This is a genomic window from Novosphingobium sp. PhB165, assembly GCF_004341845.1.
GTDB lineage: Bacteria > Pseudomonadota > Alphaproteobacteria > Sphingomonadales > Sphingomonadaceae > Novosphingobium.
On record NZ_SLVB01000011.1, the window covers coordinates 73,861 to 88,422 of the forward strand.

The 14,562-nt window shown below is 65.5% G+C and carries 13 protein-coding genes; 7 read left to right on the forward strand and 6 right to left on the reverse strand.

Features of this window, described 5'->3' with window-relative positions:
* The first annotated feature begins 210 nt into the window (after positions 1–210).
* The 4 genes from EDF56_RS22610 (at position 211) to EDF56_RS22625 (ending at position 4,029) form a co-directional block, all read left to right on the forward strand.
* Positions 211–1,419, forward strand: a complete 1,209-nt coding sequence (locus tag EDF56_RS22610; RefSeq protein WP_132391843.1) for a CoA transferase — start codon at positions 211–213, stop codon at positions 1,417–1,419.
* A 31-nt stretch (positions 1,420–1,450) separates the two neighbouring features.
* Positions 1,451–2,371, forward strand: coding sequence for a TIGR03619 family F420-dependent LLM class oxidoreductase (locus EDF56_RS22615; protein ID WP_132391845.1), 921 nt, complete (start codon positions 1,451–1,453; stop codon positions 2,369–2,371).
* An 84-nt stretch (positions 2,372–2,455) separates the two neighbouring features.
* Positions 2,456–2,860, forward strand: coding sequence for an OB-fold domain-containing protein (locus EDF56_RS22620; RefSeq protein ID WP_132391847.1), 405 nt, complete (start codon positions 2,456–2,458; stop codon positions 2,858–2,860).
* The gene (locus tag EDF56_RS22625; RefSeq protein ID WP_207904946.1) at positions 2,860–4,029 is read left to right on the forward strand and encodes a thiolase family protein; all 1,170 of its coding nucleotides are present in this window, start codon (positions 2,860–2,862) and stop codon (positions 4,027–4,029) included. Before EDF56_RS22620 ends, EDF56_RS22625 begins: the two co-directional genes overlap by 1 nt.
* 284 nt (positions 4,030–4,313) lie before the next feature.
* On the opposite strand, the gene EDF56_RS22630 is transcribed toward EDF56_RS22625, so the two are convergent.
* Positions 4,314–5,489, reverse strand: a complete 1,176-nt coding sequence (locus EDF56_RS22630) for an acyltransferase (protein WP_132391849.1) — start codon at positions 5,487–5,489, stop codon at positions 4,314–4,316.
* Between the two features lie 264 nt (positions 5,490–5,753).
* Between EDF56_RS22630 and EDF56_RS22635 the strand changes: the two genes are divergently transcribed.
* Positions 5,754–6,782: a LacI family DNA-binding transcriptional regulator gene (locus tag EDF56_RS22635; protein WP_243652790.1), complete on the forward strand. Its 1,029-nt coding sequence runs from the start codon at positions 5,754–5,756 to the stop codon at positions 6,780–6,782.
* 9 nt (positions 6,783–6,791) lie between these two features.
* Here EDF56_RS22635 and EDF56_RS22640 read toward each other — a convergent pair whose 3' ends face one another.
* Positions 6,792–7,280 carry a VOC family protein gene (locus EDF56_RS22640; protein WP_132391853.1) on the reverse strand — a complete coding sequence of 163 codons (489 nt, stop codon included), beginning with the start codon at positions 7,278–7,280 and terminating at the stop codon, positions 6,792–6,794.
* 221 nt (positions 7,281–7,501) lie between these two features.
* Between EDF56_RS22640 and EDF56_RS22645 the strand changes: the two genes are divergently transcribed.
* Positions 7,502–8,437 (forward strand): diguanylate cyclase, encoded by a 936-nt coding sequence (locus EDF56_RS22645; protein ID WP_243652791.1) that lies wholly within the window; start codon positions 7,502–7,504, stop codon positions 8,435–8,437.
* Positions 8,438–8,701: 264 nt separating this feature from the next.
* Here the strand turns inward: EDF56_RS22645 and EDF56_RS22650 are convergent, their stop codons facing one another.
* Complete coding sequence (locus tag EDF56_RS22650; RefSeq protein ID WP_132391855.1) at positions 8,702–9,484, reverse strand: SDR family oxidoreductase; 783 nt, start codon at positions 9,482–9,484, stop codon at positions 8,702–8,704.
* 156 nt (positions 9,485–9,640) lie between these two features.
* Here EDF56_RS22650 and EDF56_RS22655 point away from each other — a divergent pair, with 156 nt between their 5' ends.
* The gene (locus EDF56_RS22655) at positions 9,641–10,894 is read left to right on the forward strand and encodes a CaiB/BaiF CoA-transferase family protein (protein ID WP_132391857.1); all 1,254 of its coding nucleotides are present in this window, start codon (positions 9,641–9,643) and stop codon (positions 10,892–10,894) included.
* A 160-nt stretch (positions 10,895–11,054) separates the two neighbouring features.
* Here the strand turns inward: EDF56_RS22655 and EDF56_RS22660 are convergent, their stop codons facing one another.
* From EDF56_RS22660 to EDF56_RS22670, 3 genes are all read right to left on the reverse strand, one after another.
* Positions 11,055–12,275, reverse strand: a complete 1,221-nt coding sequence (locus EDF56_RS22660; protein ID WP_132391859.1) for a hypothetical protein — start codon at positions 12,273–12,275, stop codon at positions 11,055–11,057.
* 364 nt (positions 12,276–12,639) lie between these two features.
* Complete coding sequence (locus EDF56_RS22665) at positions 12,640–13,422, reverse strand: enoyl-CoA hydratase-related protein (RefSeq protein ID WP_132391861.1); 783 nt, start codon at positions 13,420–13,422, stop codon at positions 12,640–12,642.
* Positions 13,423–13,455: 33 nt separating this feature from the next.
* Positions 13,456–14,436 carry a nitronate monooxygenase family protein gene (locus EDF56_RS22670; RefSeq protein ID WP_132391863.1) on the reverse strand — a complete coding sequence of 327 codons (981 nt, stop codon included), beginning with the start codon at positions 14,434–14,436 and terminating at the stop codon, positions 13,456–13,458.
* Between the last annotated feature and the right edge of the window lie 126 nt (positions 14,437–14,562).

A 14,562-nucleotide genomic window follows, 5' to 3' on the forward strand; every position in this document is an offset into this window, starting at 1 on the left:
GCAAAGGCGCAAAGGCGCAAAGGAGTCGCGCTGCGCCGCAGGCTTCCTCATTTTCCGGATGCTGCAGCACGCGCTATCGTCGAAATGTAAAAGGCTTCGCCGAAAACACGACATCTTTGCGCCTTTGCGCCTTTGCGCGGATCCCCTTCTCTTCCCCCTTCTTCTCCGCGTCTCCGCGCCTCCGCGTGAACCCAATCCCGGAGCGCCACCATGCCGCTTCCTGACCGACAAGGCCCCCTCGCCGGCATCCGCGTCGTCGAACTCACCAAAGTCTGGGCCGGCCCTTACGCGGGCAAGCTGCTCGCCCACCTCGGCGCGGAAGTGATCAAGATCGAATCCCGCTCCAACCTCGACGAGATGCGCGCCTATGGCGGCGTGGACATCGATGCCGCGCCCTATTTCCTGTCGATCAATCAGGAGATCCTCTCGGTTCAGGTCAACATGAAGACCGCCGAGGGGCTGGACCTCGTCAAGCGCATGATCGCGGAGGCCGACATTCTGATCGACAACATCCGCCCCGGCGCGATGGAGCGGTCCGGGCTCGATTACGAAAGCCTCAAGGCGATCAAGCCGGACCTCATCCAGTGCTCCATCAAGATGTGGGGCAGCGACGGCCCGCTGGGTTATCAGACCGGCTACGCCCCCTGCTTCGCCGCGCTCTCGGGCCTTACCGCGCTGGTCGGGCATGAGGGCGAAACGCCCAAGGGCATGAACATCCGGTACGGCGATTCCACCGCCGGCGCGCTTGCCGCCCTCGCCTGCGTGGCAGCGCTCCACCACCGCGAAAGCACCGGCGAAGGCCAGTTCATCGACCTGTCGGCGGTAGAGGCGATGACCAGCCTCGTCGGCGACAGCCTCTTCGCCGCCAGCGTCACCGGAGAAGTGCCCAAGGCCGACGGCAACGCCCATCCGGAGATGGCCCCCCACGGCTTCTATCCCTGCGGCGAGAGCGGCTGGACAAGTATCGCAGTGGCGAACGAGGCCGAATGGCGCGCCCTTTGCAACACTCTCAGCGCCCCCGCTCTTGCCACCGATCCGCGCTTCGCGACGCTGGCGGACCGCCTGACCAACCGCGCCGAACTCGATGCCGAACTCTCCGCGCTCACCCGCCCGCACGACGCCATGGACCTTGCCGAAAAGCTCAGAAATGCAGGCGTTCCGGCGTTCAAGGCGATGAGTTCGATGGACTTGTGCTCGGACGGTTTCCTCTGGGGCCGCGATGCCTTCCGCATGGTCAGCGATCACCGCAACGGCACGCGCCCGATCATCGGCCCGTCATGGCGGATCAGCCCCGCAGGCCCCTTGGTCGAACGCGGCGCGCCACTCCTCGGCGAGCACAACGGCTACGTCTACCGCGAGCTTCTGGGCTTGTCCGAAAGCGAAATGGACGATCTGATAGCCCGCAAAGTGATCGACTGAAGTCGGTCCGAAGTCACGCGGGAGGGATCAGATGAAACTCGCATTCGCAATGCCGCACATGCTCGAACTCAAGGCGACAATGCAGCCATGGGAACTGGCCGTCACCGGCGCGGACCAGACCGCCCTTGCCAAATGGGCGGAAAAACTCGGGTTCGAGATGATCGCGGTGCCCGAGCATCACGTCATCCCGAAGCGTCACGTCGATCTCTCCGGCCCGTTCTACTTCAACGCCTATACCGCGATGAGCCACTTCGCCGGCGCGACGGAGCGGGTGCGGGTCAATTCCTGCATCGCCATCCTGCCCGCCCAGCACCCCATCGTCACCGCCAAGGCATTGGCGACGATGGACTGGCTCTCCTCCGGCCGCGTGACGATCACGTTCGCGGTCGGCTGGCTGGAGGACGAATTCGCCCTGCTCGGCATCCCCTTCCACGAACGCGGCGCGATGGCGGAGGAATACATTCAGGCGATCCTTGCCCTCTGGACCCAGGAAAACCCGGAGTTCGAGGGCAAATACGTCTCCTTCCGCGATGTCGCTTTCGAACCGAAGCCGGTGCAGAAGCCGCATATCCCGGTGTGGTTCGGCGGCGATGCCAATGCCGTGCTGAAGCGCACCGCGCGCTATGCGCAAGGCTGGTGGCCGTTCCTGACCAAGCCCGAGACCATCCCCGACAAGATCGACTTCATCCGCTCACAGCCGGACTACAACGGTCAGTTGGCGGACGTGTTCTACGGCATCTCCACCGCCCGCGTCGGCGAAGGGCACAAAGTGCAGGACGATCCCTCCGCCCGCCCCGGCCAGACGAAGCAGGAACTGATCGACCGCCTGAGCCATCTTGCGCAACTGGGCGTAACGTGGAGTTCGGTGCCGATCCCGCCGCTTTCCGGCGTCGGTGCCTACCGCGATTACACCCAGTGGATCGCCGAGGAGATCATGCCGGTCATCTCCTGACCGCTGGCACGATCAATACGCCGCACTGCTTGACGCCGAGGCCCCTGCGCCGGACTTCTCTGGCCAACGAATGGGAGAGAAACGATGAATCCACCGCGGCCACGGCCGAAGCTGGACCAGGAGAATACCGCGTTCTGGACAGGCGGCAGCGAAGGCAAGCTGAACATCGTGAAGTGCGGCGATTGCGGTGAGTTCACCCATCCCCCGCGCCTGCTCTGCCGCCACTGCCAGTCCGAGAATGTGGCAGCCCACGCGGTAGCCGGCACCGGCGTGATCGACAGCTTCACGGTGAACCACCAGCCCTGGGCCAAGGGTCTGGAAGTCCCCTATGTGATCGCCCGCGTAAAGCTGGACGACGCGCCGGGGGTCTACCTGACCACCAACATCGTGAATTGCCCCGTCGATGCGGTCGATTTCGAGGACAAGGTCCGCGTCGTGTTCGAGGAGCAGGACGGCATTTTCTACCCCCTCTTCGAGAGGACCGTCTGATGGCCAGTACGGAAGCCTATATCACCGGCCTCGGCCAGTCCGAAGTCGGCGTGCGCCTGCCGCGCCATCCGCTGCTGCTGACCGTCGATGCCGTGCGGGAAGCGCTGGACGACGCGGGGCTGACGCTCTCGCAGATCGACGGGGTGTTCACCTATCCCGGCAAGATGAACGGCTACACCGCCTTCTCCCCCGTCAGCAGCGACGATCTGATCGAAGTGCTGGGCATCAAGTCCAAGTGGCACCTTGGCGCTGCCGAACAGCCCGCCCAGCTTGCCGCCATCGGCGCGGCGGTGATGGCGGTAAAGCAGGGCCTCGTCCGCCACGCGATCTGCTTCCGCACCGTTTACGAGGCGGGCGGCATGGCCGATCCGGGCACCTATATGTCGGGCGCGCGTCAGGATACCGTCACCGGCTCCTCGCAGTGGACCAGCCCGTTCTGGGCCACCTCCGCCGCCTGCTGGACCGCGCAATACGCCGCACGCCACATGCACCGCTATGGCCTGACGCGCGAACAGCTTGGCCAGATCGCCGTCAACGGTTCGAAGAACGCCATGCGCAACCCGCGCGCGAGGGCGATCACCAAGGAAGAACTGACGCTGGACAAGTACATGTCCGCGCGGATGATCACCACGCCGCTGTGCCTTTATGATTGCGACCGTTTCTCCGATGCCTCCACCGTGGTGATCGTTTCGGCCGGCGATGCGCTGGGCGACGTCAAATCCACGCCCGTCCGCGTGGCCGCGATGTCCGGATCGGTCGATCGCTACTCGTGGGATCAGGTCGAATGGCCCGCCGCCTACGAGACCGGCGCCGACCTCTGGACGCGCACCGACTACACGGTGAAGGACGTGAACACCGCCCAGTTCTACGACGGTTTCGCGTTCCTGCCGATCACCTGGCTAGAAGGCCTCGGCTTCTGCGAAAAGGGCGAAGGCGGCAAGTTCATCGAGGGCGGCACACGCATCGCGCTGGACGGCGAACTGCCGCTGAACACCTTCGGCGGCCAGCTGGGCGCGGGCCGCCTGCACGGCTTCGGCTTTGCGCATGAGGCGGTGAACCAGCTTCGCGGCACGGCCACCGGGCGGCAGATCGCCGGCGATCCGAAAGTGGCGGTGGCGACTTCGGGCGGCGGCCCGATGGCGGCGGCGCTGCTCTTGGCAAGGGATTGAGGGCTCCGGCCTCGCGGGCTCTCCTCCTGCGAGGCCGGGGATGGAGCCCGAGTTCAGAGGTTTTCGAGCCCTCTCGCCCCCGCTCATCCATCTAATTCCGTCATCCCCGCGTAGGCGGGGATCCCGCTTTTCCTTTAAACCACGCAGAGACGCGGAGACGCAAAGAGGTCGTGCGCAACTGCACTCTCTGCGTCTCCGCGTCTCTGCGTGCCTAATCCGAAGCGGGGCCCCCGCCTTCGCGGGGGCGACGAGTTTCTATTGGCTGAGGGCCAACCAGACCGCCCTCAGGCCACCGCCACTTGCGCCACCTTGCGCGGCGCCCGATGCCGCTTCAGCCCGATCAGCGGGCGCAGCGGACCGATCTCGCGGCCGATGAGGTAGAACAGCCAGGATCCCCCCGCCACGCTGAAGCACAAGGTCAGGAATTCCGGCAGCGCGGTCAGGCCCATGTCGCGGATGCCGTAGCTCACGAAAACCATCACCGTCTGGTGGGCGATATAGATCGGGAACACCGCCTCGACCAAAGTCGCGCGCCACTTGCTGTCGAAGTTCCAGTAACGGTCGGCAATGCCGAACAGCGCGATCACCGTGCCCCAGCACTGGACCGACTTGGCGAAGGACAGCGGCTGCTCCCATGCGGCCGGCGTCGGTGTGTTACCGGGCCACAGCAGGGTATCGCCGATCACCCAGGCATAGCCGAGCAAGGCCAGCACCAGCGCCAGCTTCCACTGTTTCGCAATGGCCTGCCGCATCGGTTCGGACCCGCGCAGCAGGAAGCCGAACAGGAACATGCCCATGTAATGGAGGTGCGCGGCGCGGTCCACGAACAGGCTGTGGATGTCAGTCCAGCCGTCGTAGAACATGCGGACCGCGAAGATCAGGCCGATGCCCAGCGGCAGCAGCGCCGGGCCGGACAGCAGCTTTTCCGCATTGTCGCGCAACCATGTCCGCCATGACGCGGGCAGGAACATCAGCCCCGCGCAAAGCACCAGCGTGTAGACCAGCAGGTAGATGACGAACCACAGGTGCATGGTCGCGGGCAGGTCTTCATTGCCCACTTTGCGGAAACTGAAGGCGTCGTGGAACAGGAAGTAGCCGTAGCCGTGCTCGTAGCCGCTATTGATCAGCCCCATGTAGGGCTGCGGCGGCACCACCACGGTCAGGCCGAACAGCAGCGGAATGCCGAGGCGCAGCAGGCGGCTTTTCAGGAAGACGCGGTTGTTGCCGTCCTTCTTCAGCAGCGCCGCGCTGGCATAACCGGAAATCGCGAAGAGCAAGGCCAGCCGCCAGGCGCTCAGGCCCAGCAGCGGCAGCTCGGCCCAGCCGATCACGCCGCGCGTGGGTGTCTGATACCCCCAGGGGGTGAACGAGAAGCCGACATGGTAGAAGATCAGCAAGACGAAGGCGCCAACGCGCAGCCAATCCATTCCATAGTGGCGTTGCGTCGGAGCGGGCTTCATCGTTCTCCATGGGGGATGGGACGGGCCCCATCCAGCGGGAACCCTGCTCATTCCGGGCTCACTTAGGGATTGGTACCCCGGGTCGCAATGACGGGGTTGTATCGTTCTGTCGCGTATACGGCGCGGTTTCGCGCAGTTTTCGCATTCGTCGCCCTATAGCACATGTTCCCGGCAAATGCATCCGGATCCGACCAGACTCTGCTTGGTGGCCTTCGGAGCATCTCGCATTATCGTGCGATGACCGTGCTCTCACCCCGCCCCACGATGGATGACGTCGCCCGGGCGGCCGGGGTTTCCAAGAAGACGATCAGCCGCTTCATCAACAATTCGCCCGATGTCAGCACGGCCATGCGCGCCCGGGTGGAAGCGGCGATTGCGGCGCTGGGTTTCGTGCCCAATGCGCAGGCGCGGGCACTGGCCTTGCGGCGGACTTTTCTGGTTGCGCTGGTTCACGACGGTTCGGATCGCGGCATGCGCGAAGCGGTCGAAAGCGGCATGCTGCATGCCATGGAAGGCAGCGAACTGGCGCTGGTACTGCGCCCGCTGGAACGCGACGAAGCAGCCGGTCTGCGCGCCTTCGTCGATCGCCACATGCCCACCGGGGTGGTCCTGCTGCCGCCCCTGTCCGAGCGGGAGGACCTTGCCGCGATCTGCGAGGCGGCCGGTGTACGCTGCGCAAGACTGGGCCGGGTGCGCGGCGAGCACGACCCTACCGGCAACGAGGCCTGCGATGATCGCGGTGCGATGGCCGCGCTCGTCGGGTGGCTGTTCCGGCAAGGTCACCACCGCATCGGTCTGGTCGGCGGGCCCGAAGCCTCCCTCACTGCCCGGCAGCGCGAACTCGGCTACCTTGACGCCATGGCCGATCACGGGTTCGACCGGGGGCTCTCGCTGATCGTGACGGGAGACTATTCCTTTGCCTCGGGCGCCGAAGCCGCACGGTTGCTGCTGGAACTGAGCCCCCGCCCCTCCGTGATCGTCGCCTGCAATGACGAGATGGCCGCCGGGGTTATCGCTGCCGCGGCGTCGGCCGGAATTGCGGTGCCGGGCACGCTTTCGGTGGTGGGCTTCGGCGATACGGCGATTGCGGCAATGACGGCGCCGCCACTCACATCGATGCATGTCCCGTGGGCAGAAATGGGCCACGACGCGGCAGCCCGCGTTTCCGGCGGCCTGATCGACCCGCTGCCCGATCCGTCGTTCGAAACCGCGATGGTGCTGCGCGGATCGGTGCAGGCCAAGCTCGACTACGTCAGGACATCGGCATCCATGCCGGAGGTCATGCGGCGCTGACCCAGCGCTCTATGCGCTGGCTGCCGCATTGGCCGCGCGCAATTCCTCCAGCGTGAAGCCATTGGCGGGCATGCACTGCTGCACCTCGATCACATTGCCCTCGGGATCGTAGCCATAGAGCGTGCGGACATGGCCGACGTCCACGAAATCGCGGTCATTGAAAGTCATGCCGCAGGCCTTGAGATGGACGATGTCCTGCGCGATATCGGTCACGTCGATGCACATATGCGTGTAGCCGCGATCGTTGGGGCGCAGCGGGCGTTCGATATCCGATGGCGGTGCCGCATATTCGAACAGCTCCAGATAACACTGGCCCGCGCGCAGCATCACGCCCTTGGCGGCGGAGCCCGGCACATCGACGATCAGGTCCATCACCGGCTCGTCCGACCAGCCGAATCCCTCGTCCACCGGCTCGAAACCGAAAGCCTCGCAATAGAAACGCTTCATCCGGCCAATGTCGCGGCAATTGACGCCGACATGGTGGATACCCCTGATCATGGCCTGCTCTCCCGCATTTTCTTGAGCGCGAATATTGGCCTGCACCGTGGCTGAGGCAATCGCCGCGACTTGTCCCTCCCGGAGCAATCGGAAGTGCGTCCGGGTGAAACATGCTGACAGCGGCAACTTTTGCCTATTAGCACGGGCTTTACCTTTGCCATTTACGAGATCGGGGGAATTCCCGGAGGACTCTTCCGCCACCCGATCGAGGATTCGCCTGCTTGTTCCATGCTCCTATCCGGAACCCGGCGCCTGAAACGTCGGAATTCGCAACCACCCTGACAACCGATTCCACCCTGTTCGCCGAGGCGACCCGCCTTGTCGGCCTGGGCGCGTGGTCCTGCGACCTTGCCACCGGGCAATTGTCGTGGACGGCGGAGGTGTTCGACCTCTTCGGCCTGCCCAACGACCGCCGGATCGACCGGCGCGAGGCCGTGGCGCTTTATGGCGAGGAATCGCGCGAGACGATGGAGCGCCTGCGCGCCCACACCATAGCCACCGGCACCGGCTTCGCGATGGACGCGCAAATCCGGCGTACGGACGGCAGCACGCGCTGGATCCGCCTGACGGCCGCTGCGCGCACGGAAGGTGGCCGCACGGTGGCGCTCTACGGCACCAAGCAGGACGTGACCGAAGAGCACGCACGCTGGGAACGGCTGCGGCGCATGGCGGAGAACGATCCCGTTACCGGCCTTGCCAACCGCGCCCAGTTCCAGGCCCGTTTTCTCGACCTGCCGGAAGACCACACCGATCTGCACGGCATCACCGCGCTGGTGCTGTTCGACCTCGATTCGTTCAAGCAGCTCAACGACCGCTGGGGCCATGCCGCCGGAGACGCCTGCCTCGCCACCTTTGCCCAGCGGTTGCGACAGGCCTTTCCCGAAGCGCCACTGATCGCGCGCATCGGCGGTGACGAATTCGCCATGCTGCTTTGCCCGCGCACGCCGTGTGCGGAAGGGCTGCTGCGGCTGCAATTGCGCGCCCTGCTCGCCCCGGTCTTGTGGGACGGGCAGTTGCTGCCGCTCGGCGCCTGCGCGGGGATCGGGCTTGCCCAGCCGGGCGCATCGCTCGATCCGGAAGCGCTGTTCGTGCGGGCCGACACCGCGCTCTACCGCGCGAAGCGGCAAGGCGGCGGGCACCTCTGCACCGGGGACTGAGGCGGCGCCCCTGATGCAGGAACCCGTCCAGGGGCCTAATACCGGCTCAATATTGGCGGTGAACTAGCAACTCAAAGGCTCGTCGCCCCCGCGAAGGCGGGGGCCCCGCTTTGCTTGTTTCATGCAGAGATGCGGAGACGCAGAGAGGTCCCGCAGCAAGCCACCGCCTCTGCGTGCCAAAAAGAACAAGCGGGATCCCCGCCTTCGCGGGGATGACGAGTTTGGGGGTAGCTTGCTGATTTAGCGCCTACCCCATACCCGCATTCAAACCTGCTCAGGCTCGACCCAAGTGGTGCGCGTAACGCGCGGGCTGAGGTACTTCGTTGCCGTCCAGCCGCCATCGACCACGATCGACTGACCGTTGATCATCTCGCTGCCCGGCAGGCAGAGGAACGCGATCACCGAAGCGATATCCTCCGGCAGAGCAAGGCGCGGATAAGGCGTGGTCTCGACATTGGCGCGCTTGAAGCCTTCGTCCTCGAACCGGTGGCGCACCATGTCGGTCATCGTCACGCCCGGTGCCACGCAGTTCGAACGGATGCCGCGCGGGCCATATTCGCAGGCCATGTGCTCGGTCAGCGACTTCAGGCCGCCCTTCGCCGCCGAATAGGCGCCGCCGCGACGGCCGCCGATATGCGCGAATGTGCTGGTCACATTGACCACGCTGGCGCCCTGCGAAAGGTGCGAGATCACGTCGCGGCACAGCCGGAACGGCGCCACCAGCATGATGTCGAGGAAATCGTCCAGCGTCTCGTCATCGGTCTCGTCGAGTGGCTTGGGGCTGCCGACGCCGGCATTGTTGACCAGCGCGTCGATGCGGCCGAAGCGGTCGAGCGTGGCCTTCACGATCTGCCCCGGCGCGGCCGGGTCGGTCAGGTCGGCCGAGATCGCCAGCACATGGTCGGGGTTGCCGATCGCCGCCTCCAGCGTCGCCAGCTTGTCCTTGCTACGGCCGACGCCGACGATGGCGAACCCTTCGGCATGGAGAATCTTCGCGGTTTCGAGCCCGATGCCGCTGCCCGCGCCGGTGATGATCGCCGTTTTCATCGCATTCCTCTCAAGTTCGTCTTTCCCACCCGGCTAAGCGCGTTCGGGGCCCCGGATAAAGCCTGTCTGCGCGGGCAGCGATGCTTGATCGTCGCTGCGATAAGCGCCTCCCCTCGCCTTGGCCGCTCCCGAGGCCGGGGCTAGCGTCGCACCATCATGAGCACGAACAACAGCACCTCGAAAGCCGCGCTGGACGGCATCCGCGTCATCGACATGAGCCGCGTCTTCGCCGCCCCCGTGGGCGCGCAGATTCTGGGCGACCTTGGCGCCGACGTCATCAAGATCGAGCGCCCCGGCGTGGGCGACGACGGGCGCGGCTACGGTTTCTCGTGGGTGCCCGGCAAGGACGGGATCGAGACCCGCCATTCCAGCTTCTTCACCGTCTCCAACCGCAACAAGCGCTCGATCACGCTGAACCATTCCAAGCCCGAGGGGCAGGAGATTCTGCGCGAACTGATCAAGTCCGCCGACGTGCTGATCGAGAACTACAAAGTAGGCGATCTCGCGCGCTTCGGCCTCGACTACGAGAGCCTGAAAGCCATCAATCCGCGCCTGATCTACTGCTCGGTCACCGGCTTCGGCCAGACCGGCCCGATGGCGGCACGCCCCGGCTATGACGGGCTGTTTCAGGCTACCGGCGGCATGATGGCCGTGACCGGCATTCCCGAAGGCCAGCCCGGCAGCGGCCCGCTCAAGACCGGCCCGAGCCTTGTCGACTTCGTGACCGGCCACAACACCGCGATCGCCATCCTCGGCGCGCTGCAATATCGCAACCGCACCGGCGAGGGGCAGTTCATCGACATTGCCCTGCTCGACAGTTCGGTGGCGATGGTCAGCCACATCATGCAGGACTACCTGATCAGCGGTCAGGCCCCTCCCCGCCTCGGCAACGGCGGCAACGGCGGCGGCCCGGCGGACCTCATGCGCTGCTCCGACGGCATCATCTACCTGACCGCCGGCACCGACGAACACTATCGCCGCCTCACCGTGCTGATGGAGCAGCCCGAACTGTTCACCGACCCGCGCTTCGACAGCAACCTCAAGCGCGGCAAGACCAACCGGGCCGAGCTGATGGACATCATCAACAGCTGGAGCGAGAGCTTCACGGTCAACCGGATGCAGGAGATGCTGGACGGCGTCGGCATCCCCGCCGCGCGTTACAACGAACTGGCCGACGTGTGGGAGGACGAGCAGGTCAAGCACCGCGAACTGCGCGCCACCACACCGCATGCCTATGCGGAGAGCGGCTCGGTCGATCTGATCGCCAGCCCGCTGGCGAAGATGTCGGAGAGCCCGGCGACGATCCGCATGGCGCCGCCGATGCTGGGCGAACACACCGCCGAAGTGCTGGCCGAAATCGGTATCGGCGAGGAGCAACTGGCGAAATTGCGCGAAGCCGGGGCGATCTGAACCAAGCGGTCTTCGGCGGCTGAAAAGGCCGTCGTCACGCCATCTTCGCCTCCCGTGCAGCGGGGTGCGCTGAACTGGTTCGCGCGGAGGCGCGGAGACGCGGTGCGGCAATCCGCCTCTCTGCGCTTCCGCGTGCCAAATCGGGCACGCCCCGACCATCTCACATCAGCAGACTCTTGAGCGTTTGCAGGACCAGATCGAAAGGCATGGTCAGGAAAAGCGCCGCGACGAACGGCAGCAGCGTCGCGAGCGCCAGCATGATGACACTGCGCGTATCAACCGGAATGAACTGCATCGACTGGACGCTCGCGACCACCGTGTAGAGATCCGCCGCCGCCGAGAAATCCGGCGCGCTAAGGATCTCCTGAGGCTCTCCGGCATCGTCGCCGCCCGGCTGCGCTTCCTTGGCTCGCACTTCGTCGGACGCCCCCCGCCGAACCGGCAGAAGCGGCTCCAGCCATGCCGCCTCCAGCTTCGTGCCCAGCCGCATCGCCAGCGCGCCATAGACCATCGAGCCCCGGCGCCATGTATCCATCATGCGGCCGGAAAAGGCACAGAGCGGCCCGACGCACAGGATCGCCACCACGACGACGCTGCCGCCGGCCAGAAGCCCGTCGTTGAACGAATTCGACTTCCCCGCCAGATGCTCATGCGCCAGCCGCCCGGCCGCAATCGCGCCCAGCGCCATGCCGAAAGCGGCAAAGGCTCGCAGTGATTGGCCGAGAAAGCCCAGCCCGCCGCATTGGTCGGGATGCGATGCAATCAGATTGAGATCGAACCGGGAAATGCGCATGAGCAACCGGGCCCAGATCGCGATCCGCCACAGCCAGCCGAGCATGAGCGTCAGCAGCAGCGGCAGACTCACTGCGAACTGCCACGCCCCGGCCATCGAAAGTGTGCCCTGGCGGCCGTCCTGCAAAGCCCAGGCCGCCATATTCGGGGAGCCCGTCATGCCCCGGAACGTCGCCGTCGCCATGACCACGGCGAGCAGGATTGTGATCCCCTCGACAACACGCGAATCGAGCAATCTGTGGCTGATCGCCAGTTCGGCCCGAAGGTCCTCCCGCCCCTTCTCGTCCAGAAGACCGGCGTGCGCGAAATTTCCCGCGATCAGACCTAGCCGCCTGCCGCAGGAGGCATAGGCCACCACCAGCAGCGGCGCGGCTACGGCGCTGCGGGCATGGACCGCGATGTCCCACCCCAGATCCGACAGCAAACGCGGTTGGGTGGCGAGAGTCATGAGGATGAGTGGCAGCCAGCCCAATACCAGCACCAGCGCAACGCGCGGCACCGGGGTTGAAAAGGGTGGCAGAGCGACGCGCGCGAAGCGCGCCGTTCGGCGCGGCGGACCATGACGGAACAGGGTTTCGAGGTCGAGCATGGCAGGGACCTTGCGGCGCGCATATCCGACGCGGAATGCGCAGGACTATCCAGACCTGCCAAACTATCCGCGCCAGATCGCTGCCCGAAATCGGGAGAAACCCGCAGGTTGCCCGGTGGCCGCCCTGCCCGCCTTATTTTGCCCGCCCCGCCGTCAACGACGGGAAGGCGTTTTCCTACACACCGCCGCCCGCGTTATGTTGCCGGCGATGCCTGCCGCCCCGTCCTCTTTGTTGCACGCCCCGCTTCGCCTTGCAGGGCGTGCAAGGTTACACTTCGCCCCACAAGGTGACAGCTTCCGCCACAAGGTGACGGTTTTTCCTCTGGACAGTGTAAACTGTGTAAACCCCGGTGTAACCTTGCGGTCAGCGGCCCTTGAACACCGGGCTGCGCTTTTCGGAAAACGCGGTCACGCCTTCCACGAAATCCTCGGTCCGCGAGGCATCGCGCTGGCCAAGGCGCTCATTGGTAAGAGCCTGTTCCAGCGTGCAGTCGGTCGCCGCCCAGGCCACTTGCTTGATCCGCCGCAGCGACCACGGCCCCTGCGCCAGTTCGCCCGCCAGAGCCATCGCGGCGGCATCAAGGTCCTCATCCGGCACCACGCGGTTGACGAGACCCCACTCCAGCGCCTTTGCCGCTGGAAGCCGCTCGCCCAGCAGCATCATCTCCATTGCCCGCACGCGGCCCACGGCGCGCGTGAGCAGCCACGAGGAACCACCATCGGGCACGAGGCCGACATGGCGGAACGCCTGAAGGAAGAACCCGCTCTCGGCGCAGAGGATCAGGTCACCCGCCATCGCCAGCCCCGCGCCCACGCCCGCCGCCGCGCCGCGCACGGCGGTCACCACCGGCTGCGCCATGTCGCGCATGGCCACGATCACCGGGTTGAAGTGGCGGTCGAGCAAAGTGCCGACATCGCGGCGCGGATCGGCCAGCATGTCCGCCGCATCGCCAAGGTTGGCGCCCGAGCAGAAGGCCTTGCCCTCGCCCGTCAGCACCACTGCCCGCGCCTCGAACGAAGCGCGGGTCACCGCGTGGAACAGTTCCTCGCCCATCTGCGCGGAACCCGCGTTGCGCGTGGCCGGATCGTTCATCGCGATCCGGGCGACGCCGTTCTCAAGGCTGTAGAGGACTTTCTCGTAAGTCATGACGTTCGGCGCTCCGTTCAGGCCCGTATTGTTTTAGACCAGCATCTTCCCGAGACGGCCTTTGACGATTTCCTCGGCATCGGCAACGATCCTGTCGATCAGTTCCTTGCAGGTCGGCAGATCGTGGATCAGGCCCTGCACCATGCCCGCCCAGAAGATCCCCTTGGTGAGATCGCCGGTCTGGAGCAGTTCGCGGCCCACGGCGCCCGCGACAAGGTGCTTGATGTCGTCGAAAGTCGCTTCGGGGCGGGCCGAGATCTCGACCACTTCGTCCGACACGTCGTTCTTGCCCACGCGCGCGGTGTTCTTGAACTTGCGGAAGATCAGGTTGGTGCCGCGCTCGTCGTTCTCGATGTACTTGGCCTTCACATTGTCATGGATCGGCGCTTCCTGCGTGGCGCAGAAACGCGTGCCCATGTTGATGCCCTCGGCTCCCAGCGCCAGTGCGGCGGCAAGGCCGCGACCGTCACCGAAGCCGCCGCTTGCCAGCATCGGGATCTTCACCTTGTCCGCCGCCGTGGGGATCAGGATCAGGCCGGGAATATCGTCCTCTCCCGGATGACCGGCGCATTCGAAGCCATCGATCGAGATGATGTCGCAGCCGTGCTTCTCGGCCGAAAGCGCGTGACGGACGGCAGTGCACTTGTGGAGCACGGTGATCCCGTGCGGCTTCACCATCTCCCAGATCTCGCGCACTTGCTGGGTGCCGGCCGTCTCGATGATCTTCACGCCGCCGTCGATCGCCGCCTGAGCATAGGCCTTGTAGTCGGGCGGGAGCAGCGTGGGGAACACGGTGATGTTCACGGCGAAAGGCTTGTCGGTCATCGACCGGCAGCGCTCGATTTCCTCGCGCAACGCCTTCGGGCTCGGTTGGGTGAGCGCGGTCAACGTGCCGAGCCCGCCTGCATTGGACACCGCGCTGGCCAGTTCCGCCAGTCCCACGCCCTGCATGCCGCCCTGCACGATCGGGTGCTCGATACCGAGCATCTCGGTGACGCGTGTCTTGAACGCCATTCCACTCAACTCCCAAATAGCTCTTTGGGGCGGTCCTAGGGGGGATTGGCGCGCTTGGGGACACCCGATCACGCACCGGATCGAGCAATTCGCGCAGGCGATGGGCGGCTCGCTCCGGATCGGGCC